Source organism: Pandoraea communis, from assembly GCF_902459745.1.
Classification (GTDB): domain Bacteria; phylum Pseudomonadota; class Gammaproteobacteria; order Burkholderiales; family Burkholderiaceae; genus Pandoraea; species Pandoraea communis.
Genome location: NZ_CABPSJ010000007.1, coordinates 163,921 through 187,029 on the forward strand (window position 1 = coordinate 163,921; position 23,109 = coordinate 187,029).

Consider the following 23,109-nt stretch of genomic DNA (forward strand, 5'->3'; position numbering starts at 1 on the left):
TTAACGTTAATTTCATTCATGAAGACGGGCGGTCGACAGGCAAGTGATGAAGTCTGCAGCCGTCGTGATACGCTCATGCGACGCTGCGGCACATGTGTCCGCCAGCCCAATCGCCCTCGTCAATATCCATGAAAAAAAGAGAATTCCTCGCCGGTGCGGCTGCACTCGGCGCGTCGGTGCCGGTGTTTGCCAAGACGGCGAGTGCTGCGGGATCGCTCGCCACCACGCCGCTCGTCACGATCAGCGGTGCCATCCGGCAGCACAATCGCGGGCCCGTCGATCCGGCACTTGACCAGCTTTTCCATAAGCAACTGGTGCAGTTCGACGCCGCGTATGCGTTCGATTACGGCATGCTGGCGCGAATGCCGGCGCAGACGATCCGTCCCACACTGGAATACGACGCACGGCCGCATACGCTGCGCGGGCCGCGTCTGATCGATGTGCTCACGCAGGCGGGAGTGCCTGGCAATCCGCTGACACAGGTGCTGTTGCGTGCCATCGACGGGTATGTGGTTGCCACCACGCTCGGGCAGATTCGGGAGTATCGGTTCTTGCTTGCGACGCATCTTGACGACAAGCCGCTCCCGCTCGGCGGCCTTGGGCCACTGTGGGCAGTCTATGAGCCGGCGCAGATTCCGGCGCTCGCGGGCAAGGCGCTCAAGGAGCAGTTCACCCTTTGCCCGTGGGGCGTTTATTACATTCAGGTCAACGCCGTGTCCTGAACCGGCGGTCGTTGTTGAATGTCACGTCGAGCGTAACGAATCATCCTGTCGTATGAAGTCGTGCACTTGGCCAAGCCGTTGCTGCACACCCTTCCCGATGGGGAAGTCGCATGACCCGGCTTCGTTTCGCTATTGCGCATCTGTTTGCCGTGATGCTTGTGTCAGCAGCAGCTTGCGCGTTAACGCCCAGTCTCGCCGTGCTCGTTCGCCGGTTGCTTTTTTTCAGCCGAGGGAGAGCGTTCAACGCGGTGTCGTGCGCCCGGCCGTGGGCTTCTGCGGTGTCCCCGGTTTGGCCGGAATAGCCAGGGGTGGCCGGGCGATGGCCTGAAACGGTCCCGCACGGCCGGGCAGTTTGATCGGATCGAGTTCGTCGACGTCTTCATGCAGGATGCGCCGGATCTCGAGAATCGCTTGCGGCGTTTCCTGCACGCTATGCCCCGCGACGATCACACGTTCCGACTGCGCACCCGCCAGATGAGCGCTCGTATAGGGCACCACGCCGTCGCTCGATTCGTCCAGCGGCCCTGTGGGGGTACGTCGCGCAATGATCGAGTGATATTGCACTGACGGCGATATCTTCAGCCCGGCGGCCGCGACCACATACGGATCGTTATCCCGCAACTGATCGACGCTGTTCGGCACGTAACGCGTCGTGCCCTCGGATGGGCTGTCCTCGGAGCCGGTCGCGAAGTGCAGCACGTCGTCGAGGCCCGAGAGTAGTGTGACAGGCAGCTTGATGAGGTTGGAAATCCAGCGTCCCAGCCGGTTGCGCGCGAAGGGCGTGCCGCGATGCGGCGCGGCGATGAAAATGGCGCGCTCGAACTGCGGCACGGGTTTGAACTGGAGCAGCGGATCGAGCCGGTTTCGGGCGCGTTCAAGCTGATCTTCGTCGAGGTGGTAATCGCTCTGGAACGTCGACCACAGCTCGTCGTCTGCGCTCGACACCATCAACCGGGCGATCACGCCGCCCATGCTGTGACCGACGACCACGGCATCGTGCGACGCGGCAGACTGGCTGTCCGGATCGAAATGCTTCAGCGTGGCTAGGAAGGCGTTACGGATCGCCATCGCATTCACGAGAATCGGCGAGTTCGTCGGGTAGTACACCTGCCAGATCTGAAAGCGCTCGCGCAGCGTGGCGTCGCCCTGAATCTCGTTGGCCAGATTCACCCAGGCCTCCGGACTGCTTGCCAGCCCGTGCAGCATCAGAATGACGCGGCGCCCCGGATCGAACGGCTGCATCAGGTAGATATGCGGACGCACAATCCCCCGCTCACGGCCGAACAACGTCAGTAACGATTGCTTTGCAAATCCTGAGCGCGCCAGCCACAGCCCATACCCAGCGGTGAAGTTGCCCGCAAGCGGCACCGTCTGAGCGTTCAACTCGACAGACGACTGCCGGTACGGGTCATAGACGACGAGTGTGGCGACGCGCGTGGTCAGGACTTCGTCGAGCGAGGTGCCGTCGAAGCGCAGCAGCAGCGTGAGCGACGGCGATGGCATTTCGCTGAACACTGGTCCCGCATTGGGATCGACGGCACGGCGAAAGTCACGCGATGCGCGGCTCTCGCGCTGGTTGCGGGCACCGCTGCTTTGCTCGTCGGAAGGCAAATAGACGTTGTCGTTATCGGGGCCTGTCGACGCGTCGCCACGCGGTGCCGGGGTGCGGCCGACCGAAGACAGGGCGTCTGCGGCCGATTTGTCGTCGAGCACGGCGACCAGTTCTGCGCCGAAGCCGTCACGCCGATATGGGCTACGCAGGCCCGCGAACGACAGGGTGGACGCAGGCAAGACCTCGCGCGGCCGGATTCGCTCGTTGGCAAAGCGCACGCTGCTGACGTCGACCGGCAGTGTCCATCCGGCGATTTGGTCCTTGCCTGTTTGCTGCACGCGGCGGAAGAGAGCGACGGAGAATGTCTGTACCGCGTAGTTGTAGTAGTCGCGTACCTGTGTCTGACGGTCCTCGAAGGCTCGCTCGCTCGACGGCTGGTCCCCATAGAAGAGGTAGGCATACGCATAGCGGGCCGTGCGCAGCCAGAGATCGAACTGGGCGTCGTTCCACTGTTTTTCGCCGGCGGGCGTTTGTGCAATGGCGAGTTGCATCGACATCTCGGCCATGGCTGCCAAACGCCGGTCGACGTCAATTTCCTTGGCACGGCCCAGCGCGTCGATACAGTCGAGTGATGGCTTGGTGCAGATCGTTTCATCGAGGCCCGCGACACGAATCACATCGTCGGTCGATGTACTGAGCTTGCCCGTGGACAGAATGTCGCCGCGCTTCATGGCGATGTACTGTTCCGGGCCGAGCGAACGAACTTCGACCATCGCGCAGCCCGACAGGCCCGTCAGCCATACGGCGGCAGCGAGCATTGCCGCTTGCCGGATTCGGCGTTGCCACGCGCCTTGCGCAGACGCACACATTGCCGGGCGCATCATGGCGTCACCTTCGGATCGTCGCCGGGCACGCCTTGGCGGATCAATGTCGAGAAGTCGGGCGAGTCGCCGGCAGCCAGCGCACGGGCGACGAAATTGCCGTGCTCATACAGTTGCGCATAGGTGAATCCCGGTGTGAGACCGCCCTGATCGTAGGCATATTCCGCGAAATAGCCGGACAGCAGCAGACGGTAGTCGAGGGGAAGCCCCGGCGAGATGATGCGTGCCAGTTCGAACACAATGGTCGTGCAATTGCTCGTGAGCGTGTTGTACCAGGCCGGTTCGCGGTGCAGCTCGCGCGCCCGTTCCAGATAACCGAGAAATACCTCGCGCAACTGTTTGGGCGGGATATTCATGCGGTACAGATAGACCGTTTCGCCACGCACGTTGCTACGCACGCGCAGAATGTCGCGCTCGTCGGCGGCGACCAGTGTGGCCTCGAAGTCCTTGAAGAAGCCGCCGACCGCCGAGAACTTCTGGCCTCGCTTCTTGCGAATCTCGATGGAGAACACAACGCGCTTGCCATCCGAAAAACCGAACGACACCAGCGTGTGGGCGATCGCGGGGCCCATCCAGTAGGACAACACGAGATCGGCACTCACGAGCTTGTCGAGGTCGTATTCGCGCGTCTCCCAGCGAGGGGTGAAGTCGGTCTCGGTGCGCCACTCGAAATTGCGCACGTTGTGCAGCGTGATGCGCGAGCCGTCCTGCTGCGCGTCGAGCAATTGGGCGACATCGGCTGCCCAGTCGCGTTCGTTGGATGGCTTGATCGACTGCCACCAGCCGAGCAGAAGCACCATCGCCACGAGGAAACCAAGCGGCCACCCCCTGAGCGGGACACCGGCCTGCACGCGCAGCAGTGCGACGATCGCCGCGATGCCGAGTGCGGCCCACAGGGCGATGACGAGATACCTGACAAGCACCGGGCCCGGGCAGCGATAGGCGAGGGCCATGCCCCCCCAGGCGCACGCTCCCAGCACGACGACGGCGAGAAACGCGCGCAGCGCATAGACGTACCACGCGAAGTGAGGGCCGGCGAGCGCGTCGCCAGCGTGAGATTGCAGTTGCTCCATGATCCGCAGAATTCAGACGCCGTGCGCTGCTATGCGCAGGGCAGAGGGGCGTCGTCCATACTGCCTCGGTCGACTCCCCATTTTTTCAAGTTCAGCGCCGAAGAATACCAGCAGACCGGCCCCCAGGACTTCTAATCACTCGCGCCACTCGGGCGAGTTCAATGGTGCGTAGCCAACCGTGCGTTGTATAAGCGGGGCGGAAAGCTATGGCGTGTTGCCTGCTTTGGGGCGTGTGGACGCGGTGCCGACGCACGTGAAGGCTTGCCGCGACACGGAAAATCGAAGGAGACGTTATTGACTGGAAGGGGCTTGGCGGGTCGAGGGGACGATGGACGTCCCCCCTGTTACATCGTGTTGCCCGAGCGTGCAGGATAGGGCCGAGCGGCACGGTTCGGCGCTGCCTCGGGCGGGGTCAAAGCGCCGGACGGCGAGGTGCGAGACGGCGGGCGATGCGCCCGAATGCGCGCACCTGTTGTGCGACGATGCCCTGGCCATACCGGCGCGAACGGCCTTCCGGTGCCGGGAGCTGGTCGCGAATGCCGGTCGGCTCCACGGCGCGTTCCCACGACGCCGTGCGGAACAGGATGTCCCACCATGGGACCAGCACACCGAAGTTGCAGCCGTAGCGGGTGCCTTCGTGTCCGTAGCCGATCGCGTGATGGCGGCGGTGGAAGTTCGGGCTCACGATCAGGCGTTCGAGTACCGGGCCGAACGGCAGGCGAGCGTTGACGTGCTGCACGCTTTGCAGGAAGTTGCTCACGGCCACGAGCACGACGTACTGCGCGGGCTGTACGCCGATGAAGAGCGCAATGGCGGCGAAGAACCCGGCCTGCATGATGTTGTCGAGGAAGTGGTTGCGGTCATCGCACCACAGCGACATCTGCTGCTGGCTGTGATGCACCGCGTGCAATTCCCACCACACGCCGAAGCGGTGCTGCCAGCGGTGATACCAGTAGCCGGCAAAGTCGAGCACGATCAGATACATCAGGAACGACACCAGCGGCTGATCCGTCACGCCCGGGTACAGTCCGTCGAGATCAATGCTCGGCAGACCGTGAATCACCATCTGACTCTGCAACGCGCTGAAGACCGGTTGCAACACCACAAAGAACAGGAGATTCAGGATGCCAAGCTTGGCGATCCAGGTGTAGATCACGTCGGCGCGAACCTGACGGCGGTCCTGCCACCGTTCGACCGGGCGCAGCGCCTCAAGCGGGCGCAGCAGCGCGTACGTCACGCCAATCTGCACGACGCCGATGAGCACCCAGTACAGGGCGTCATAGATGTCGTCGGCATAGCCCATCAGGCTGAAATGGAACAGCAGCGGCTGCACCACATCCACGTAGATGAGCGTTTGTGCGGCGGAGATACCGCTGTCGACGAAATTGAGGATTTCCTGAATCATCTGGTGGCCTTGTCAGTCCGGATTCGGCGAGAGTATGGGGGCTCGGTCGGCAAAGAAGATGCCGTGCGGCGACCGGTTGACGGTGATGCGGTCGACCAGTTGACGCGTCGTCAGGTCGATCACGCCAACGTGCCGTGCAAACCGGAACGTCACCCAAAGATAGCGCTTGTCGGCGGACAATTCCATGTCATCCGGCCCCGGCATCAGACCGGTGATGTCGGCGACCTTGGTGAGCGACTCGTAATCCAGAATGCTGATCGTGCTCTCGACGCGGTTGCTCACCGCAATGTGACGGCCATCGGAGAGCGAACGGAAGTTGTGTGCGCCGCGGCCCGTCTGGATACGCTTGACGACCTTCTGCGCGCGCCAGTCGACCACGGCGACGTCGTCTTCGCCAGTCATGCCGACCAGCAGGTACTTGTCGCCCGGCGTCATCCACAGACCCGCAGGGGTCTTGCCAACCGGCATGCGCCATTTGATCGTTTGCGTCGCAAGGTCGATGGCCGCAAGTTCGCCTGAATCCTGCAGCGTGACGAATACCGTCTTGCTGTCGGACGAGAACGTCATGTGGCTGGGCGTTTTGGCCAGCGGAATACGCTTGGCGACCACAACGTTTTCACCGTCGTAACGATAGACGTCGACCCGGTCCAGACGCAGCGCCGCCGTCACGAACCATTTGCGATCGGGCGAGAAGCCGAGTTGGTAGGGGTCCTCGATGTCGGCGACCTGGCGTTGCAGCTTGCCAGTGTTGGGATCGAGGAACATCAGACTGTTCGACACCGAGTTCGCCACGATCAGAGAGCGCTTGTCGGGCGTAATCATCAGGTGATGCGGCTCTTTGCCCGTCGGCATCGTGCCAACAACCTTGTGCGTTGCCTGATCGATGAGCGAAAGCTGAGCGGCGCCGGAATCGAGCACGATCACGGTGCCCGCATGGGCGGTGGAAAACGGGAGGACACCGGCGACCAGCGCGGACAGCGTTGCAAGGGTGCGAACACGGCCGGTCAGCCAGGAAAGCCGGGAGAGCTTGGAAGAAAACACCATGAATGCCTAGGGTGGGGCGAAAAACGGTGACGCATGCCGGTAAGCCGTACGCCGATTCTTTCGTTAAACGCGCCACATACCTGGTCCGTTGACAAAAAATGGGACGAAATGACCGCCAGGCCGATATGAGCGACGTGTGTCGGGCGTTCGGCCGTCAGACGGCGTTTTGGGCCGGTGTGCCGTCTCCGGCAGCCTTGCCGTCCCAGTGTTCCAGCAGGGCCAGCGCGTCTCGTGTCCAGTCCAGCCACCCCTGTTCATAGCGCACCCCCAGCAGGAGGATGTGCCGTTGCAGCGCGGCGTCGCGCGTGGGCGTTTCGCCCTGCGGAAAATCGCGGGCCTCTATGGCCCGGTAGGCCGCAAGCTTTTGCGCGTGAAGCGCCGCCCGGCGCCGCAGTTCGGGTTGCAGACCGAGCGGCCCGATGGCGGCGTCTGCACGCAGCCGAACCATGAGGTCGTCGCGAAGGTCGGAGGGCGCCGTTGGGGTGGCCGCCCAGGCGAGCAGTTCGTCACGGCCGGCGTCGAGCACGCGATAAACACGTTTGCGGGTGCGTCCCCCATCGGGGGCGGCCATGGAGTCGATCCAGCCAGCTGCCTCCATACGCGCCAGCTCGCGGTAGATCTGTTGATGCGTGGCGTGCCAGAAAAAGCCGATCGATTTGTCGAAGCGGCGGGCAAGGTCATACCCCGAAGAGGATTTCTCCAGCAGCGAGGTCATCAAGGCGTGGGCGAGCGGCATGACCGGTAGTCTAGGGACTCTAATTCCACTATGCAACCCGTTGCATAGTTCGTGGTGCCCGCATAAAATCGCCAACAAACTATGCAACCGGTTGCATAACGCCAAGACGCGCGAACGATGTGTCCTATGCTTTGCCGGAACGTCCCCCGAAACCCCACGGCTTGCGCCGAACGATGAGAGAAACAACGATGAGCGGCTATCCCCACCTGATGCAGCCCCTGAATCTGGGTTTTACGACGTTGCGCAACCGTGTGCTGATGGGCTCGATGCACGTTGGGCTTGAAGAAGCGCGCAATGGCTTTGCCCGCATGGCGGCGTTTTATGCGGAACGCGCGCGCGGCGGTGTGGCGCTGATGGTGACGGGCGGTATTGCGCCGAACGACGCTGGCCGGCCTTATGCCGGAGGGGCGAAGCTCAGCACCGAGGAGGAGGCCGAGAAGCACCGCGTGGTGACGCAGGCCGTGCATGCCGCTGGTGGCAAGATCGCCATGCAGATTCTGCACTTCGGCCGCTACGCCTATCATCCCGATCTGGTGGCCCCAAGCGCCTTGCAGGCGCCCATTACGCCCGCCAAACCGCGCGAATTGACCAGTGCCGAGGTCGAGGCAACCATCGACGACTTCGTGAACTGTGCCGCGCTGGCGCAGCATGCCGGTTACGACGGCGTCGAGATCATGGGCTCCGAGGGCTATCTCATCAACGAGTTCATCGCGGCCCGAACCAACCATCGCACCGACACGTGGGGCGGCGGTTACGAGAACCGCATGCGTTTTCCTGTGGAGATCGTGCGCCGCGTGCGTCAGCGCGTGGGGCGCGAGTTCATCATCATCTACCGGCTCTCGATGCTCGATCTGGTCGAAGGCGGCTCCACCTTCGACGAGGTGGTGCAACTGGCCCGCGCCATCGAGGCCGCTGGCGCAACGCTCATCAATACCGGTATCGGCTGGCACGAAGCCCGCATCCCGACGATTGCGACCAGCGTGCCGCGTGCGGCATTCGCCTGGGTCACCGGCAAACTCAAAGGGCATGTCGGCATCCCGCTCATCACGACGAACCGCATCAACATGCCGGACGTTGCTGAACGAATTCTTGCCGATGGCGAGGCCGACATGGTGTCGATGGCCCGTCCGCTGCTGGCCGATCCCGAATTCGTGAACAAGGCCGCCGCCGGGCATGCCGAGGCCATCAACACATGCATCGGCTGCAATCAGGCGTGCCTCGACCATACGTTCAGCGGCAAGATCACGTCCTGTCTGGTCAATCCGCTTGCGTGTCATGAAACGGAACTGCGTGTCGAGGCGGCAGGACGCGTGCGTCGCGTGGCCGTTGTCGGCGCGGGTCCGGCCGGTCTGGCCGCGGCAACCATGGCGGCGCGCCGGGGGCATGATGTCACGCTCATCGAGGCCGATACCGAGATCGGCGGTCAGTTCAACATGGCCAAACGCGTTCCGGGCAAGGAAGAGTTCGTCGAGACCCTGCGCTACTTCCGTCACGAACTGGAAGCGACGGGGGTGAAGGTGCGACTCAATACGCGTGCCTCGGTGGCATCGCTGATCGAGGGCGCGTACGACGATATCGTGCTGGCCACCGGTGTGGTGCCGCGCACGCCAGCCATCGACGGCATCGATCACCCGAAGGTGCTCAGCTATATCGATGTATTGCGCAATGGTGCGTCAGTGGGAAAAACCGTGGCCGTGATCGGTGCGGGCGGGATCGGCTTCGATGTGGCCGAATTCCTCACGCAGGCGGGCGAGAGCGCCACGCTGGTGCCCGAGAAGTTCTACGCCGAATGGGGTATCGACCCGGCGTACGCCCATGCGGGTGGCCTGCGCGCACCGGTGCCCGAGACTTCGCCGCGCAAGGTGTACCTGATGCAGCGCAAGGCCTCCAAGGTGGGCGACGGGCTGGGCAAGACCACGGGCTGGATTCACCGGACATCGCTCAAGCACCGCGGCGTGGAAATGATTCCCGGCGTGACGTATCGGCGGATCGACGACGATGGCCTGCATGTCACCCTCGACGATAAGCCGATGGTGTTGCCGGTTGACAACGTTGTTTTGTGCACCGGGCAGGAGCCGTTGCGGGAATTGGCCGAGGGTCTTCAGGCGGCGGGCGCACGCGTGCATGTCATTGGCGGGGCAGATGTGGCGGCCGAACTCGACGCCAAACGCGCGATCAAGCAGGGCACCGAGTTGGCGATCGACCTGTGAGCCCGTGAGCGAGGTCCGGAAGGGGTAGCCGGTGTGCGACAATGGCACCGCTTTGGCCCGGACGGTCTGTCCGCGCCGAAGCGAAGCCAAAGCGTATGTGCCTTGTGCCAGGCACAACGTGTCCGTGGTGCGCTGCGGTGTGCTGCCATTACGGTGGCATCCGTCGCGGTCGCAGTAGGAGCCTGTACCGTGTGGCCGACGGTGCCATTGTCAATGAAGCACAAGTTACTTTCGGCCATCTCGCTCAACGGCCGCCTGCAGTTGCAGAACCTTTCCGTCGTCTCGGTCGTCGTTATTCTATGCAGCAGCCTGCTCATCTGGGCCTGGGGAAGTTACCGGGGCGCCGCTGATGCCTCGGTTGCGCTGGATGCGCTGCGCGCCACGTTACAGGCGATGGAGAAAGCGTCTGCCGAGCGCGGCCCGGCCAATGCCGTGCTGGGCGCCGATCTTCCGCTGCCGAACGAATCCGTCATCGCGCTGCGCAATGCACGCGAGGCGACCAACGCGCGTCTGCAGGAGTTGCTTTCCGCGCTCTCCTCTGACGCGTGCGATCAATGTGCCGGCGGTTTGCATGCCGTCGAGCGCGCCCGGCTCGATCTCGCCGCAGCCAGTGCCAACGTCGATCTGTTGGTACAGCGCCCGCGCGAAATGCGCAGCGACGCAGCCGTGCGCGACGCCGTCGACCGCATGATGCGAGTCATCGCGGATTTCAGCCCGGTGGCATCGTCGCGGATCGACGTGATTTCGCGAGGTGCGCCCAGTGCGCTGAACTACATCATCCTTGCCCGTCTGGCAGCGGATTTACGTGAATATGCCGGCCAACTGGGCTCGGACTTTACCGCTACGCTCACCACTGGCGAGACCCTCACCGAAGCGGATCAGCGCACGATCGAGAGAACGCTCGGCCGCATCGACCAACTGCGCGAGATGATCGCCTCGCGGATGGTCACGCCCCCGGAGCTCGGCCCCGAGACGCTCAAAGCACTGAACGCGCAGTATTTTGCGACGGGGTTGCATTACGTGGCGCTCGTGCGCACGCTGACCAGTCAGCCTCGGCCGCCCTCGATTACGACGGCGGAGTTTGCGCGCAACTATGTGCCGACGATGCGTGCGATCACCGATTTTCGTGACAGCATGCTGAACTTGGCCGCGCAGCAAGTCGAGGCGCGCCGCTCGAGTGCGCTCAAGTGGCTTATCGTCATCGCACTGGCCGAGGTCGCGCTGGTGCTCCTGATGTACTTTGCGTGGCGCGATTTTCGTCGCGGCGTGGTGCAACCGTTCGAGGAGGCGACACGCTTTGTCGATGCGCTTGCCCAAGGCGATCTCAAGGCGCCTTTGCCTGACGAAGGCATGCCGATGCGCCACCCGCAGGTGCGCGCCGTGTTCGATACGTTGCGCGTCTTGAAGCAGAACACCATTGAGTTGGTGCAGTTGCGTCGCGAGCATGCACGTCTGGCGGGCGAACTGGAGATGTATACCGACACCGATCCGCTGACGCGCCTGATGAACTGGCGGGCGTTCGAGCGGCAGGCGCGGGCGCTGTGTGCGATGCCGTCGCCGGGGCGGGTGGCGTTGATCAAGTTCGATGTCGACAACTTTTCACAGATCAACGCGACCTGGGGGCACGCCGTGGGCGACGAAGTGCTGTGCCGCGTCGGCGCTGTCTGCCTGAATACGTCCCAGCCCGGCGACGTGGTCGGGCGGTTGGGTGCGGATGCCTTCGTGATCCTCGCTCGCGTGCTCGACGGCTCGCGCGCGCAGCAATTCGCCGAACTGCTGCGCGGGCGCATCGAAGCCACGGCATTGACCTTGCCGAATGGCGAAGTCCTGCCGTTGACGGCGAGCTTCGGTATTGCAATGGACAACGGGGTTACGTTCGATGCGAATGGCGTGCCGACCGGCGAGCCGATCAACGTCTCGGCCCTCCTGAGTCAGGCGGAGCGTCAGCTCAACGCCGCGCGGCAAGCGCGGCGTCACGTCATCGAGTAAGCCGCGATCAAGGCCACCGCGGCGTGGCCGTGCCCAGCGCCATCGCCGGTAGGGCCCAGTCGACAGGCGTGCCCGCGATCGACATTGGCGTCGCCACACGCCGCACCGGTCCCCACGACGTATCTTCGATACGGGCGGACAGATCGTCCGGCGTTTCCGCAGCGAGCGGCGAGGGCGCGGGGTCGGGCGTGCGATGCGTCACGAGCAAACGCGCGGTCCGGGCCAGCGAGGCACGCACGGTGCTGCCGGCGTGTTGCGTCTGGCGAAGCGCCAGGGCATGAACTGCCGCTGCCGCCATGAGATACCCCGTGGCGTAGTCGATGCCTTGCCCCGGCAACGGCACCGGCCTCGGCATACCTGTTACCCGCATCCCTGCGTCAGCGATCCCGGTGCTCATCTGCACCAGACTGTCGAAACCGCGTCTTGCCTGCCAGGGGCCTTGCCAACCGTAGGCATCGAGCGAGACATCGATCAGCATCGGATTGAGTTCGCGACGCCGAGCCGCCCCGAGGCCGAGAGAGTCGAGCGCATTGGGGCGATAGCCGTGAACGACGATGTCCGCCTCACGCAGCAGGGTTTCGAGCACCGCGCGGCCGTCGGCTTGTCTCAGGTCGAGACGCGCGCAGCGCTTGCCGAGCACCACTTCCGGCACGGTGCCGGGCTCGTCCCAATCGGGCGGATCGATGCGCAATACCTGCGCGCCGAACCCTGCGAGAAAGCGCGTTGCCGTCGGCCCCGCGAGAATGCGCGTGAGATCTAGCACGCGAATACCGCTGAGCGGGCGTTCCGCCATCGGCTTCCATCCGGCGATGTCGCGTGGTGTGCCAGCCGCCGATCCCGCGTCGAACGTCTGCCAATGCAATAAGGGTTCACGGGCCACGGCTTCGCCTTGGGGATGGGTGTCCCACTGCGCGATCGTGCGCATGGCAGCGGCACATCCTCCTTGCGCCACAACGGCGGTCTCCAGGGCATCGGCCTGCCAGCCGGCCACTTCACGTGCCACCGTGTCGCGATCTGCCTCGACTCCAAGCACGGCAAGGGCGGCGGCTCGGTGATGAGGTGCATTGGTGTGCAGACGAATCCAGCCATCGGACGTGCGGTAGTCGCCCGCAATCGGGTCCCACATCGGTGGCGACGACCATCCCTGCGCACGCAGTGACGTTTGAAACCAGAACGACGCCAGTCGCCGGTCGACGTTGACCGCCGGTATCGCTGCGTGAGCCGCGAGCCCGTAATCGCCCGCCGTGCCGGTCGTGAGGCCTGCGACGGCGAGCGTCGCACTGGCGATGGCTGCCGTGGCGAAATCGGTATACGGAAAGGCGCACGGCAACGCGCCACTGCCGCTGATCGTCAGGTTGTCGGGGGCAGCGAGGGACGTGGTGGCGTGTGCAGCGATCGCCAAACGCATGTCGTCCAGATAGGACGTGACGAAATGGGGGGCGTCGGCGAGCGGCACTGCACGCCCGGAAACAGTGGAGTGCATAGGAAGTCCTTGAACGATTCGATACGTGACATCGCACTGAGTCGCGATGCGAGACTGCCGGCGCGTTGAAGCTTATGCCGATGGATTTTATTGTCAATATTGATTAACTTAATCAAGTTGTTGGTTCATCCCCCCTTGGTCACACATGTCGAACGCCATGAATTACTTCACTGCCACGCAGGCCGCCGAGCGTCTCGGCGTGTCGCTGCAAACGCTCTACGCTTACGTGAGCCGCGGATTGCTGCATGCGGAACCGGGAAAGACGCATCGCGAACGCCGCTATCGGGTAGCCGACGTCGAGCGGCTGGCCGCGCAGCGCACGCGAGGGCGCAAACCGAAAGAGGTGGCCAAGGCGGCACTGGATTGGGGGATGCCGGTGTTGGAGTCTTCGATTACGTTGATCGAAGACGGCCGCTGCTACTACCGGGGGCGCGACGCCCTGGCGATGGCCGAAACGGCGTCGGTCGAAGCGACGGCGGCGTGGCTGTGGCAATGCGACGAGGCGTCGGCCTTCGTGGCAGACGACGATCGCCAACGCCACCTCGGCGATTGGCCGGTGCTGCTTCTTGAGCGCTATCGCGCACGGCGCGCGGAGGAGGCGTTGTTGCCCACGTTTGCCGTGGCGAGCGATGACGCATCGACCGCCATCTGGCAGCGTGATCCGGTACGCGTCGCACAGGGAAATGCCGCCCTGTTGCGTCTGATGACCGCCTGTCTGCTGGGCACCTTACCCAGCGATGCCCCCATTCACCAACAATGTGCCCAAGCGTGGGAGGTGCAAGATGCCGAGGGTGCCGACCTCATCCGCATGGCGCTGGTGCTGTGTGCCGACCATGAGTTGAACGCTTCGAGTTTCACGGCACGTTGCGTCGCGTCGACCGGCGCGAGTTTGCGTGCGGCGGTTATTGCAGGGTTGTCGGCGCTGACGGGTGGCCGTCATGGTGGCACGACCGCCCGCAATGAAGCGATGTGGGACGAAGTCGGTGAAACGGACGTGGCCGCACGCATGCGCGAGCGGCTCGCTCGCGGCGAAAAGCTGCCGGGCTTCGGACACCACCTGTATCCGGCGGGCGATGTTCGTGCGAGCGCGATGCTTGATCGGGTGTTGCCTGCGCATCCGGCCTGGCAGACGATGATCGACGCCGCCGATGCGCTCGTCGGGCAACGTCCGTCGCTCGACTTTGCGCTCGTGGCGGTGCGGCGTCACCTCAATCTGCCGGTAGGTGCGGCGTTCGGCTTGTTTGCACTGGGCCGCACCATCGGCTGGATCGCGCATGCAATGGAGCAGCGCGAGAGTACGCAACTGATTCGACCGCGTGCGGCGTATGTCGGCGCGCGGCCGACGGCATTCCCACCGGCATGAACGCCCGGATGCGCGGCACGGGTCATCCGCGCGTGCGGCGTCCGAAGACAAGGCGGTCGCCAGCCCAGACAAGCACCATCGTGGCCCCCATCAGCGGGAAGAGGCCGCCGAGCGCGAACATGCCGATCGTCCATCCGCGCATGGGCGGTCGTGCTTGCGGGCGAGACGGTGCGCCGAGCGAACGGGCGGGGCGACGCATCCACCACATGACGGCGCCGGTGGCGGCCATCGCGAACAATCCCATGGAAATCAACGCACACAGCCATTGATTGGCAACGCCGAAGTACTTGCCCATGTGCAGCGAGGTTCCATACGAGATCGCTTGCGCAACGGCGCCGTAGGCGGTGTAGTCGATGTCCTGCAAGACCTTGCCGCTGTACTGATCGATGTGCAACGTCCGTTCGTCTCGCGGGTCTGCCGGGAAGTAGGACACGGTGTAGACGCCGTCCGGGCGCGACGGCACGACAAGGCTGTAGCCGCTCTGAACGCCATGCCGTGCCGCAATGGCCATGATGTCGTCGACCGGCAACGCCCCTTGGGCGTACAGGCTGGCGGGCGACATGCCCATGCTGCCCATGCCTTCGTGGCCTTCATGCCCGGTGTGTTCGTTGGCATCGCCGTGCGTCATTCCGGTCATTGACGCCATGTCGTTCATCCCTGGCGCCGACGAGGTTTTCGACGCAGGCGGTAGCGCGGAAACGGGGACCGTCGTATTGCCGACCGCCCACGGAATTTGCGCGATGGGCAGGTCATCCATCTTCATCGGCTTGGCCGGGAGTTGCGAGCGCACCAGCGCTTCGCCCCAGGCACCCGCCGGAGAGCCCATGCCGGCTTTCGTCGCCAGCGCCTTGAACTGTGCGCCCCACGAGCCGGACCACGGCAGCCCGGTCAGCACGAAGGCGAGTCCGCCGGCCGCCAGCCAGAAGCCGGCCACACCGTGCAGATTGCGCAGCAGCGCGCGTCCACGCAATGGCAGACGCGGGCGCAATGCAGTCGCCCATGTCGCGCCGGCACGTGGCCACCACAATGCGAGCCCGGTCGCGAGCATAACCAGCGTCCAGCAACCTGCCAGTTCCATGAGCCATTCGCCCGGCTTGCCCAGCATGAGCGATCGGTGGAGCGCGCGAGCCTGCTTCATCAGCCGACGCTCGACGCTCAGCGTGCCAAGCACCGTGCCCGTGTACGGGTTCACGTAGATACTTTCCCGTTCGCCATTGGACAGGCGAAAGATGAATTCGGCACTGCGCTTCGGGTCACGATTGACTTCGACGGAACTGATCTTCGAGCCGGCGGGCAGCGATGCCGCCGCGCGATCCATCAATGCCTGTTCGCTCAGCCGGGGGGACGTGGACGCTGCCACGACCATCCGGTCGTGATACAGCCACGGCTCGATTTGGGGCTGAAAGACGTAGAGGGTTCCGGTGATTGCGAGCACCATGAGCCAGGGCATGACGAACAGCCCCGCGTAGAAATGCCAGCGCCAGAGGGTTCGGTACTGCCCGGCGCTGGTGGCCGATTGCGCTTCGCGCGTCCGGGGCGTCTGGGAATAGGGGATCTGCATAGGGCAACGATTCCGTCTCGTGTCGCCGCTGCGGCGCGCGCCGGCCGACATCGTGAAGTGCGGCGGACATGCGGCGCGAGTAATGAACGACGCCGTCACCGGTAGCGGCGAGGCATCGGACTGAACGCGAGATCAGGAAGCGGCAGGTGGCGCGCGCGCAGGCGGCGTGTAGGCGAGTTGAGCGTTGGCCGGGCGCGTGTGGGCGGCCGGCCCCGCTCGGGCAATCCATGCGAACGATACCGCGCCGGTGAGTGCGGGCATGGCGAGCGGCGGGTGATTGGCAAGCAGCGAACAGTAGCCGCAAACGTCGCCCCGATTGTCGTATGACCCGTGAGACATGGATGCGCCGTGCATCCCTTCGCCGTCGTGCGCGCGTGTCGTCGGGGCAAGCGCCATCGCGGGCGCCATCCCGTCGACCGTACAAAACGCGGCGTTCAGCATTCGTGCTTGTTCCGCGCGGTGTGCGGCTAGCACCTGACTGACGGCGGGCATGCAAATCGCAAGCCACATGGCGGCGAGGCCGAGCCATGCGAATAGGCGTTTGCGTGCGGTGAAAGACATGCGTCAGGAGCGGTTGTCGCGCGAGAGAAGCCGGAATGCTATCACGCGGCCCTCAACGCGAGCGCGCGCGACGGGTGTTGACGGGGGAACCAACGCAGGGCAGGCGGCTGCCCGTCCTTCGGGATGAGGGTTTTTTGAATCCGTATGTGTCACTTCTCGGGACAGATACATTCAGACATCAATGACGGCGCTCGCGCAGATATAACGGTGGGCAAGCGTCCGGTCGGCATTGAATTGGCCCCTGGCGTCTTGGCACAACGTCCCGGTACATCCGCCGGTACGTCACTCACAGAGGACAACAGTCATGTCGGAACCGGTCAATCTTCGCCGTCGTCGCCTTCTTGGCACCACGCTCGCGGGTGTCACCCTCGCCGAACTCGGGCTGCCGCCACTGGCGCATGCCGCATCGCCGTCCGTTGGCGGATATACGTCGTTCGAAACCCTTCGTCAGATCGAGGCGGGCGACCTGAACGTCGGGTATGCGCAGGCCGGGCCGAAGGACGGCAAGGTGGTCATTCTGCTGCACGGCTGGCCGTACGACATCTACAGCTACGTCGACGTAGCGCCGCAACTGGCTGGGGCCGGCTACCGCGTGATCGTTCCGTATCTGCGCGGTTACGGCACGACGCGGTTGCTCTCGGCCGCGACACCGCGTAACGGTCAGCAGGCCGTGGTGGCCGCCGACATCATCGCGCTCATGGACGCGCTGAAGATCGATCAGGCGATTCTTGGCGGCTACGACTGGGGCGCGCGAACGGCGAACATCCTGGCCGCTATCTGGCCGGAGCGCGTAAAGGCGTTGGTGTCCGTGAGCGGCTATCTCATCGGCAGTCAGGAAGCGAACCGTCAGCCGCTGCCACCGCCGGCGGAGTTGCAATGGTGGTATCAGTACTACTTTGCGACGGAGCGTGGCGCGAAAGGCTACGCGGCCAACACCGATGCGTTCAACAAGCTCATCTGGCAGCTTGCTTCGCCGCAGTGGCATTTCGACGACGCGACTTATGCGCGTTCGGCAGCGGCGTTCCACAACCCCGATCACGTGGCCATCGTGATTCACAACTACCGTTGGCGTCTGGGGCTGGCGCAAGGCGAGTCGCGCTTCGATGCGCTCGAGCAGCGTCTGGCCGCCGCGCCGACCATCTCCGTACCGACGATCACGATGGAAGGTGACGCGAATGGCGCCCCGCATCCCGCACCGGCGGCATACGCGAAGAAGTTCACCGGGAAGTATCTGCATCGCGATATCGGTGGTGGCGTCGGCCACAACCTGCCGCAGGAAGCGCCGAAGGCGTTCGCCGATGCCATTCTGGAAGTGGTTACGCTCTGATATGCGCTGAACGGCCAGCGTCACTGCGACCACACGCTCGCCGCATCGAGCGCTCACTCGACGCGGCGCACGCGAACCCGCAGCCAGACCATCGCCGCCGTGGCAATGGCCGTCGCGAGCATCGACTGCCAGATGGCGTGTGTAGCGGCCCATGTCCCGACGAATGCGCCCGCAAACACGAAAATCGTGACCCATTCGAGCACCTTGTCGAGCCGGTTCGGATCGCGATAGCGATGAGATTCGGCGGGGTGTTGCGAGTCGGGCGATATGGCCGCAGCGTATCGATTGCGTGGCGCACGTGGCGCACAGGCGGGAAATGCTTCCACCAGGGATTGGCTGGGCCACGGATTGACTTCGGCGCCGGGGGCACCCATGCCGGTAGTCCGCCAGACGGTATCGGTGTCGGCCGCTCGTTTCAGACGCTCGATTTCTTCCGACAGGTCGGCATGTACGCGTGTGCCGTGATCCAGCGCGGTGATCTGCTCAAGCTCCGTCACCAACCTCTCGGTGGCGTCTGTGACATCGGGCAGTCCGCTGGTACGAACGAGAATGAAGGGGCCGTAGGCCGTCGCGATGTAGTCGACGAACGCGTCATAGATCGGGCGAAAACGTTCGCCGACGAGTTCGATCAGGTGATCGCGCCGCCGGGTCGTGCGTGCGAGCGCGAGCGCTTTTGTCGTCACCAGATAGGGATATTTCGCGTCCCTTTCGGCTTGCGTGGCGGTTTTCAGAAACGCTTCGCGCGCCAGCGCCGCGTCGTCGGGATCGAAATCGTCGATGACGTAGGCGAAGTGAATATCGTCCGCAGCAAATAATGCGCGCCAGAAGAGCGGGATATGGGCGTTTGCCTCCAACGAGGGGCCATCGGCGGAAAAGTACGTCTTCAATTCGCCCTTACGGCCCTCCGGCATGCGTGGCCAGGGCGGACTCTCGAGGAAGACCGGATGTGACATTTCTTGAGCCTTCAACTGAGTTGGACGGCGCCATCGAGCGTTCGCCCGCCAAACCGGGTGGGCCGGGAAATTCTGGCGCAATAAGCGGATTCTGTCATTACGAAACGTCTCTAGCCTCGTACCATCCTTTCGTTCGATTGACGACACGGACAACGACGAGCATTAACGGGACTTCGACCAGCACCCCCACAACGGTGGCGAGTGCGGCGCCCGAGCGCAGGCCGAAGACGCTGATGGCTGTGGCGACCGCCAATTCGAAGAAGTTGCTCGCGGCAATCAGGCTCGACGGTCCGGCCACACAATGCGCAACGCCGAGTCTTCGATTCAACGCGTACGCGAGCCCGGCGTTGATCGTCACCTGTACGACGATAGGAATGGCGAGCAGTCCGATGACGAGAGGCTGTTCGATCATCACATCTGCCTGAAAGGCGAAAAGCAGCACCAGCGTGGCAAGCAAGGCGCCCATGGAGTAGGGCGAAGCGGCTGAGGCCGCCTTGGCGAGCGCATTCTGGCTGTGCCCGAGTAGTACGCGGCGCAGGCCTTGTGCAATCGCAACGGGAATGAGGATGTAGACGACGACCGACACAAGCAACGTTTCCCACGGCACGCTGATGGCCGAAACGCCGAGCAAAAGCGCCACGATGGGGGCGAAGGCGACCACCATGATGGCGTCGTTCAGCGCGACTTGCGAGAGCGTGAAATAAGCATCGCCCTTGCACAGTTGAGACCATACGAACACCATCGCCGTACACGGTGCAGCGGCGAGCAGAATCAGTCCTGCAATGTAGCTGTCCAACTGCGCTGCGGGCAGCCATCCGGCAAACCAATGGCGCACGAACAGCCACGCCAGCAATGCCATCGAGAACGGCTTGACCAGCCAGTTCACCACAAGGGTCACGCCAACACCACGCCAATGTTCGGCGACACGGCCCAGGGCGCCGAAATCGATCTTCACGAGCATCGGGACGATCATGGCCCATATCAGCACGGCGACGACGATATTGACGCGAGCGACTTCGAACCGTGAGACAAGCCCGATGTAGGTCGGCGCGACGTGTCCGACGAGCACCCCGGCGACCATACAGAGCAGTACCCAGATGGATAGGTACCGCTCGAAAGCGCCCATGATCGCTGCCTTTTCGGACCTCGCCGTTGACGGATCGGCGTCGGGAAGCGAACTGGTCATCATGCCTCCTTGGCGCGAAGCCGGTTGCCGATCTCCTGAAGTTGCTGCTGTGCCGCAACCGGGTCGAGCTTTTCCAAGGGAAGATCCAGAAACAACTCGATGCGCGCGCGAAGTTGCAGATAGGTCTGGACAAACGCTTTGCGAATGCCGTCGGGCGTTCCCTGCGTTTGCGAAGGGTCGGGCACACCCCAATGGGCTTTGGCCGGATGGCCGGGCCAGATGGGGCAGGTCTCGCCGGCCGCGTTGTCGCAAACGGTGAAGATGAAATCGATACGCGGTGCACCGGGCTGCGCGAATTCGTCCCACGACTTGCTGCGAAGCGCCGACGTGTCTGTTCCGCGCGACGCCAGCAATTCGAGTGCATAAGGGTTGGGGTGACCGGACGGCTGGCTGCCCGCGCTGAAGGCGACGAACCGGTTTGCACCCAGGTCATTGAGAATGGCTTCGGCGAGGAGAGAGCGGGCCGAGTTGTGTGTGCAAAGGAACAGCACATGGCGCTTGGCGGTATCTGCTTGTATCATGGCGCAAAGATTCCAGAAATATCGAAATAACGAGTCCGTGTTGATCACGGGGCAATCGACGACATGCAAACCACCCTGAACGATACCGACGCCGTCAAGGCCCTAGCCGCATTGGCACAAGGCAATCGACTTGCCGTGTTCCGGTTGCTGGTTGTCACCGGCCCCGAAGGGCTTAGCGTCGGCAACATCGCCGAGACGCTCGGGCTTGCTAACGCCACCCTGTCTTTCCATCTGAAGGAACTCGCCAACGCGGGCTTGATCTCGTCCCGACAGGAAGGGCGGTACATCTACTACGCGGCGGCCATCGACAAGATGAATGCGCTGATCGGTTTTCTCACCGAAAACTGCTGTCAGGGCGTGCCCGGGCTGTGCAATCCGGCGGCGTCTCGGAAGTGCTGAGTCGCCGGGTTTGTCTGCCGCGATTTCACGTCTGACGCTGCGCCGATAGCAATGGCGGACAAGTCGTCGGTCGCGGCGTCGAGTGGCGTATCGGCCTCGGCGCGTTCGCTGTAGCGGTCGACCAGATAGTCGCTCTTCCCGCGCAGCAACAATGTGAACTTGATCAACTCTTCCATCACATCCACGACGCGGTCGTAATAAGCGGACGGCTTCATCCGGCCGGCCTCGTCGAATTCCTGAAAGGCCTTCGCGACCGATGACTGGTTCGGGATCGTGAACATCCGCATCCATCGGCCAAGCTGACGTAACTGATTCACCGAATTGAAGGATTGAGAACCGCCGCTGACCTGCATGACCGCAAGCGTGCGGCCTTGCGTCGGACGGATGCCGCCCATCGAGAGAGGAAGATGATCGATCTGCGTCTTCATGACGGCAGAAATCGTTCCGTGCCGCTCGGGACTGCACCAGACCTGCCCCTCGGACCACAGCGACAACTCGCGCAGTGCCTTGACCTTTGGGTGCGCGTCGCCATCGATTTCATCAGGCATCGGCAGGCCGCGAGGGTCGAAGATGCGCACTTCGGCCCCCATCCGCTCCAGCAGTCGCGCCGCTTCCTCGGTCAGCAACCGGGAGTAGGAGCGCTCGCGCAGCGAGCCATATAGAAGCAGGATGCGAGCGGGTGCCGCGTCGGCCATGCCGAGCCGGGATGCAATGCAGGCGTCGAAATACCGGGGCTTCACGGCAGGGAGGGTGGGTTGCGGCGAGACGGCAGGCACGAAGGTTCTAGATTTTGGTTTTGATATTTCCAATAATATGGAATATTTGAATGACACGCAAGCCACCCTTTGAGAGGGTAGGGACTTTCATCGGCGGGCGCCTGTGAATGGTGCGCAGGCCTTGCATTGGTGCGAAACGTGCCCCATGGGAATGGCACGCTCGACGCCCGGTCGTGCACGCTTTCGGCGCAATACCGAGGTGGCGCCTTTGGCCACGGGCGTTGGCACGAAACTTGAATCGATCCACGCACGCTTGTACACAAGAAGGCGTACGGCGGATATCACGGGGAACGTCTGGAAGCTGCTTGCGCAGCAGGGCGAGAAGGTCAGTGCGGGGGATCCCTTGTTAATACTGGAAGCGATGAAGATGGAATTTCAGATAGCAGCACCTCATGACGGCGTGGCCGGATCGTTCCATTGCCGTCCGGGCATGATGATCAGTGCGGGAGATCCGCTGGTGTCGCTGGTATGAAGACTGCCGCTATCGACGTTGTCGAACCGGCCGGCACGCATTCGCCGGAACTTGGCCCGGCGAGTAGCGCCGGTTCGCTGGCCGCCCAGATTTACGCCAGACTCAAGGCCGACATCTTTGACTTTCGTCTGCTGCCGGGAGACCGCTTCAGCGAGGGCGACGTGGCGACCCGAATGCAGGTCAGCCGTACGCCCGTTCGGCAGGCGTTGTTCTGGCTGCAACGCGAGGGCTATGTCGAAGTTCACTTCAAGAGCGGCTGGCAGGTGCGTGAATTCGACTTCAAGTACTTCGAAGACCTTTATGAAATCCGCATCATGATGGAGTCGGCGGCCATCGTCCGTCTGGTCAGCGAGGACGCCGTCGATGCGCTGATGCCGTTACGCGAGATATGGTGTGTGGCGCCGGCGCAGCGCGAGTCTGAGCCCGCGAAGGTCGCGGCCTTCGATGAAGCATTTCACGCGGGGTTGATTGCGGCGACCGGAAATCTGGAGATGGTCAGGATGCATTTCGATGTCACCGAGCGAATCCGCATCATCCGGCGGCTGGACTTCACCAAGGCGCCTCGCGTGGTGGCGACGTACGAAGAGCACGCCGCGATTCTTGACGCCATTCACACCCGAGACGTGGGTCTGGCGCAGGCGAGAATCGAGGCACATATCAAGCAGAGTCAGGCCGAAGTCCAGCAGATCACGTTGCATATGCTTCACTCGGCACGAGAGCGATTCGACTCGTTGGCCAGACGCGATCTCGTGTCTAGCCGCTTCCCAAGACCGTTGAAATGAAAGAAGCTGCCCGAGAGGGTGGCTTCTGGTACGGCGCTGGCGATGCCATGGCCTTATGGTCTGGGACATGATTGATCGCCGCATGAGTCGCTGTACTTGAAAACGAGGCGAGG

At 63.4% G+C, this 23,109-nt stretch carries 20 protein-coding genes; 8 read left to right on the top strand and 12 right to left on the bottom strand.

Annotation, left to right across the window (positions count from 1 at the left end; translation table 11 throughout):
• The first annotated feature begins 128 nt into the window (after positions 1-128).
• Positions 129-722, top strand: coding sequence for a molybdopterin-dependent oxidoreductase (locus PCO31110_RS22305; protein WP_150691405.1), 594 nt, complete (start codon positions 129-131; stop codon positions 720-722).
• Between the two features lie 240 nt (positions 723-962).
• Here PCO31110_RS22305 and PCO31110_RS22310 read toward each other — a convergent pair whose 3' ends face one another.
• The 5 genes from PCO31110_RS22310 to PCO31110_RS22330 form a co-directional block, all read right to left on the bottom strand.
• Positions 963-3,158, bottom strand: coding sequence for an esterase/lipase family protein (locus PCO31110_RS22310; protein WP_246189937.1), 2,196 nt, complete (start codon positions 3,156-3,158; stop codon positions 963-965).
• Positions 3,155-4,228 (bottom strand): Lnb N-terminal periplasmic domain-containing protein, encoded by a 1,074-nt coding sequence (locus tag PCO31110_RS22315; RefSeq protein WP_150691406.1) that lies wholly within the window; start codon positions 4,226-4,228, stop codon positions 3,155-3,157. Before PCO31110_RS22315 ends, PCO31110_RS22310 begins: the two co-directional genes overlap by 4 nt.
• Positions 4,229-4,640: 412 nt before the next feature.
• The gene (locus tag PCO31110_RS22320) at positions 4,641-5,633 is read right to left on the bottom strand and encodes a sterol desaturase family protein (protein ID WP_150691407.1); all 993 of its coding nucleotides are present in this window, start codon (positions 5,631-5,633) and stop codon (positions 4,641-4,643) included.
• Between the two features lie 12 nt (positions 5,634-5,645).
• Positions 5,646-6,677, bottom strand: a complete 1,032-nt coding sequence (locus PCO31110_RS22325; RefSeq protein WP_010807895.1) for a YVTN family beta-propeller repeat protein — start codon at positions 6,675-6,677, stop codon at positions 5,646-5,648.
• A 154-nt stretch (positions 6,678-6,831) separates the two neighbouring features.
• Positions 6,832-7,413, bottom strand: a complete 582-nt coding sequence (locus tag PCO31110_RS22330; protein ID WP_150691408.1) for a PadR family transcriptional regulator — start codon at positions 7,411-7,413, stop codon at positions 6,832-6,834.
• Between the two features lie 188 nt (positions 7,414-7,601).
• Here PCO31110_RS22330 and PCO31110_RS22335 point away from each other — a divergent pair, with 188 nt between their 5' ends.
• Positions 7,602-9,623, top strand: a complete 2,022-nt coding sequence (locus PCO31110_RS22335) for an NADPH-dependent 2,4-dienoyl-CoA reductase (protein WP_010807897.1) — start codon at positions 7,602-7,604, stop codon at positions 9,621-9,623.
• Positions 9,624-9,836: 213 nt separating this feature from the next.
• The gene (locus PCO31110_RS22340) at positions 9,837-11,612 is read left to right on the top strand and encodes a GGDEF domain-containing protein (protein ID WP_051126116.1); all 1,776 of its coding nucleotides are present in this window, start codon (positions 9,837-9,839) and stop codon (positions 11,610-11,612) included.
• A 7-nt stretch (positions 11,613-11,619) separates the two neighbouring features.
• Here the strand turns inward: PCO31110_RS22340 and PCO31110_RS22345 are convergent, their stop codons facing one another.
• Positions 11,620-13,020: a CoA transferase gene (locus PCO31110_RS22345; RefSeq protein WP_150691484.1), complete on the bottom strand. Its 1,401-nt coding sequence runs from the start codon at positions 13,018-13,020 to the stop codon at positions 11,620-11,622.
• A 232-nt stretch (positions 13,021-13,252) separates the two neighbouring features.
• Between PCO31110_RS22345 and PCO31110_RS22350 the strand changes: the two genes are divergently transcribed.
• The gene (locus tag PCO31110_RS22350) at positions 13,253-14,458 is read left to right on the top strand and encodes a citrate synthase family protein (RefSeq protein ID WP_150691409.1); all 1,206 of its coding nucleotides are present in this window, start codon (positions 13,253-13,255) and stop codon (positions 14,456-14,458) included.
• A 22-nt stretch (positions 14,459-14,480) separates the two neighbouring features.
• On the opposite strand, the gene PCO31110_RS22355 is transcribed toward PCO31110_RS22350, so the two are convergent.
• Both PCO31110_RS22355 and PCO31110_RS22360 read right to left on the bottom strand, forming a co-directional pair.
• Positions 14,481-16,019 carry a PepSY-associated TM helix domain-containing protein gene (locus PCO31110_RS22355; RefSeq protein ID WP_150691410.1) on the bottom strand — a complete coding sequence of 513 codons (1,539 nt, stop codon included), beginning with the start codon at positions 16,017-16,019 and terminating at the stop codon, positions 14,481-14,483.
• Between the two features lie 132 nt (positions 16,020-16,151).
• Complete coding sequence (locus tag PCO31110_RS22360; RefSeq protein ID WP_010807902.1) at positions 16,152-16,580, bottom strand: DUF2946 family protein; 429 nt, start codon at positions 16,578-16,580, stop codon at positions 16,152-16,154.
• Between the two features lie 304 nt (positions 16,581-16,884).
• Here PCO31110_RS22360 and PCO31110_RS22365 point away from each other — a divergent pair, with 304 nt between their 5' ends.
• Positions 16,885-17,907, top strand: coding sequence for an alpha/beta fold hydrolase (locus PCO31110_RS22365; RefSeq protein WP_150691411.1), 1,023 nt, complete (start codon positions 16,885-16,887; stop codon positions 17,905-17,907).
• 53 nt (positions 17,908-17,960) lie between these two features.
• Here the strand turns inward: PCO31110_RS22365 and PCO31110_RS22370 are convergent, their stop codons facing one another.
• The 3 genes from PCO31110_RS22370 to PCO31110_RS22380 all read right to left on the bottom strand — a co-directional run bounded on the left by PCO31110_RS22370 (position 17,961) and on the right by PCO31110_RS22380 (position 20,567).
• A complete protein-coding gene (locus tag PCO31110_RS22370; RefSeq protein ID WP_150691412.1) occupies positions 17,961-18,860 on the bottom strand; it encodes a hypothetical protein in 900 nt (299 codons plus the stop codon).
• Positions 18,861-18,957: 97 nt separating this feature from the next.
• A complete protein-coding gene (gene arsB, locus PCO31110_RS22375) occupies positions 18,958-20,046 on the bottom strand; it encodes an ACR3 family arsenite efflux transporter (protein WP_150691413.1) in 1,089 nt (362 codons plus the stop codon).
• The gene (locus tag PCO31110_RS22380; RefSeq protein ID WP_150691414.1) at positions 20,046-20,567 is read right to left on the bottom strand and encodes an arsenate reductase ArsC; all 522 of its coding nucleotides are present in this window, start codon (positions 20,565-20,567) and stop codon (positions 20,046-20,048) included. Before PCO31110_RS22380 ends, arsB begins: the two co-directional genes overlap by 1 nt.
• Before the next feature lie 75 nt (positions 20,568-20,642).
• On the opposite strand from PCO31110_RS22380, the gene PCO31110_RS22385 reads away from it, so the two are divergent.
• Entirely contained in the window at positions 20,643-20,966 is a 324-nt protein-coding gene (locus PCO31110_RS22385) for an ArsR/SmtB family transcription factor (protein WP_174979722.1), read from the top strand.
• Here the strand turns inward: PCO31110_RS22385 and arsH are convergent.
• Complete coding sequence (gene arsH, locus PCO31110_RS22390; protein ID WP_246189953.1) at positions 20,918-21,661, bottom strand: arsenical resistance protein ArsH; 744 nt, start codon at positions 21,659-21,661, stop codon at positions 20,918-20,920. The genes PCO31110_RS22385 and arsH overlap by 49 nt on opposite strands.
• Positions 21,662-21,893: 232 nt before the next feature.
• Between arsH and PCO31110_RS22395 the strand changes: the two genes are divergently transcribed.
• Positions 21,894-22,214 carry an acyl-CoA carboxylase biotin carboxyl carrier protein subunit gene (locus tag PCO31110_RS22395; RefSeq protein ID WP_210399990.1) on the top strand — a complete coding sequence of 107 codons (321 nt, stop codon included), beginning with the start codon at positions 21,894-21,896 and terminating at the stop codon, positions 22,212-22,214.
• Positions 22,211-22,996, top strand: coding sequence for a GntR family transcriptional regulator (locus PCO31110_RS22400; protein WP_150691415.1), 786 nt, complete (start codon positions 22,211-22,213; stop codon positions 22,994-22,996). The genes PCO31110_RS22395 and PCO31110_RS22400 overlap by 4 nt, the downstream gene beginning before the upstream one ends.
• Positions 22,997-23,109: the final 113 nt, after the last annotated feature.

What these genes read in the sequence shown, in the direction of transcription:
- PCO31110_RS22305 (WP_150691405.1), top strand. Translation starts at nt 129, where the DNA reads ATGAAAAAAAGAGAATTCCTCGCCGGTGCGGCTGCACTCGGCGCGTCG.
- PCO31110_RS22310 (WP_246189937.1), bottom strand. Translation starts at nt 3,158, where the DNA reads ATGATGCGCCCGGCAATGTGTGCGTCTGCGCAAGGCGCGTGGCAACGC.
- PCO31110_RS22315 (WP_150691406.1), bottom strand. Translation starts at nt 4,228, where the DNA reads ATGGAGCAACTGCAATCTCACGCTGGCGACGCGCTCGCCGGCCCTCAC.
- PCO31110_RS22320 (WP_150691407.1), bottom strand. Translation starts at nt 5,633, where the DNA reads ATGATTCAGGAAATCCTCAATTTCGTCGACAGCGGTATCTCCGCCGCA.
- PCO31110_RS22325 (WP_010807895.1), bottom strand. Translation starts at nt 6,677, where the DNA reads ATGGTGTTTTCTTCCAAGCTCTCCCGGCTTTCCTGGCTGACCGGCCGT.
- PCO31110_RS22330 (WP_150691408.1), bottom strand. Translation starts at nt 7,413, where the DNA reads ATGCCGCTCGCCCACGCCTTGATGACCTCGCTGCTGGAGAAATCCTCT.
- PCO31110_RS22335 (WP_010807897.1), top strand. Translation starts at nt 7,602, where the DNA reads ATGAGCGGCTATCCCCACCTGATGCAGCCCCTGAATCTGGGTTTTACG.
- PCO31110_RS22340 (WP_051126116.1), top strand. Translation starts at nt 9,837, where the DNA reads ATGAAGCACAAGTTACTTTCGGCCATCTCGCTCAACGGCCGCCTGCAG.
- PCO31110_RS22345 (WP_150691484.1), bottom strand. Translation starts at nt 13,020, where the DNA reads ATGCGTTTGGCGATCGCTGCACACGCCACCACGTCCCTCGCTGCCCCC.
- PCO31110_RS22350 (WP_150691409.1), top strand. Translation starts at nt 13,253, where the DNA reads ATGAATTACTTCACTGCCACGCAGGCCGCCGAGCGTCTCGGCGTGTCG.
- PCO31110_RS22355 (WP_150691410.1), bottom strand. Translation starts at nt 16,019, where the DNA reads ATGCAGATCCCCTATTCCCAGACGCCCCGGACGCGCGAAGCGCAATCG.
- PCO31110_RS22360 (WP_010807902.1), bottom strand. Translation starts at nt 16,580, where the DNA reads ATGTCTTTCACCGCACGCAAACGCCTATTCGCATGGCTCGGCCTCGCC.
- PCO31110_RS22365 (WP_150691411.1), top strand. Translation starts at nt 16,885, where the DNA reads ATGTCGGAACCGGTCAATCTTCGCCGTCGTCGCCTTCTTGGCACCACG.
- PCO31110_RS22370 (WP_150691412.1), bottom strand. Translation starts at nt 18,860, where the DNA reads ATGTCACATCCGGTCTTCCTCGAGAGTCCGCCCTGGCCACGCATGCCG.
- arsB (WP_150691413.1), bottom strand. Translation starts at nt 20,046, where the DNA reads ATGACCAGTTCGCTTCCCGACGCCGATCCGTCAACGGCGAGGTCCGAA.
- PCO31110_RS22380 (WP_150691414.1), bottom strand. Translation starts at nt 20,567, where the DNA reads ATGATACAAGCAGATACCGCCAAGCGCCATGTGCTGTTCCTTTGCACA.
- arsH (WP_246189953.1), bottom strand. Translation starts at nt 21,661, where the DNA reads ATGGCCGACGCGGCACCCGCTCGCATCCTGCTTCTATATGGCTCGCTG.
- PCO31110_RS22395 (WP_210399990.1), top strand. Translation starts at nt 21,894, where the DNA reads ATGGCACGCTCGACGCCCGGTCGTGCACGCTTTCGGCGCAATACCGAG.
- PCO31110_RS22400 (WP_150691415.1), top strand. Translation starts at nt 22,211, where the DNA reads ATGAAGACTGCCGCTATCGACGTTGTCGAACCGGCCGGCACGCATTCG.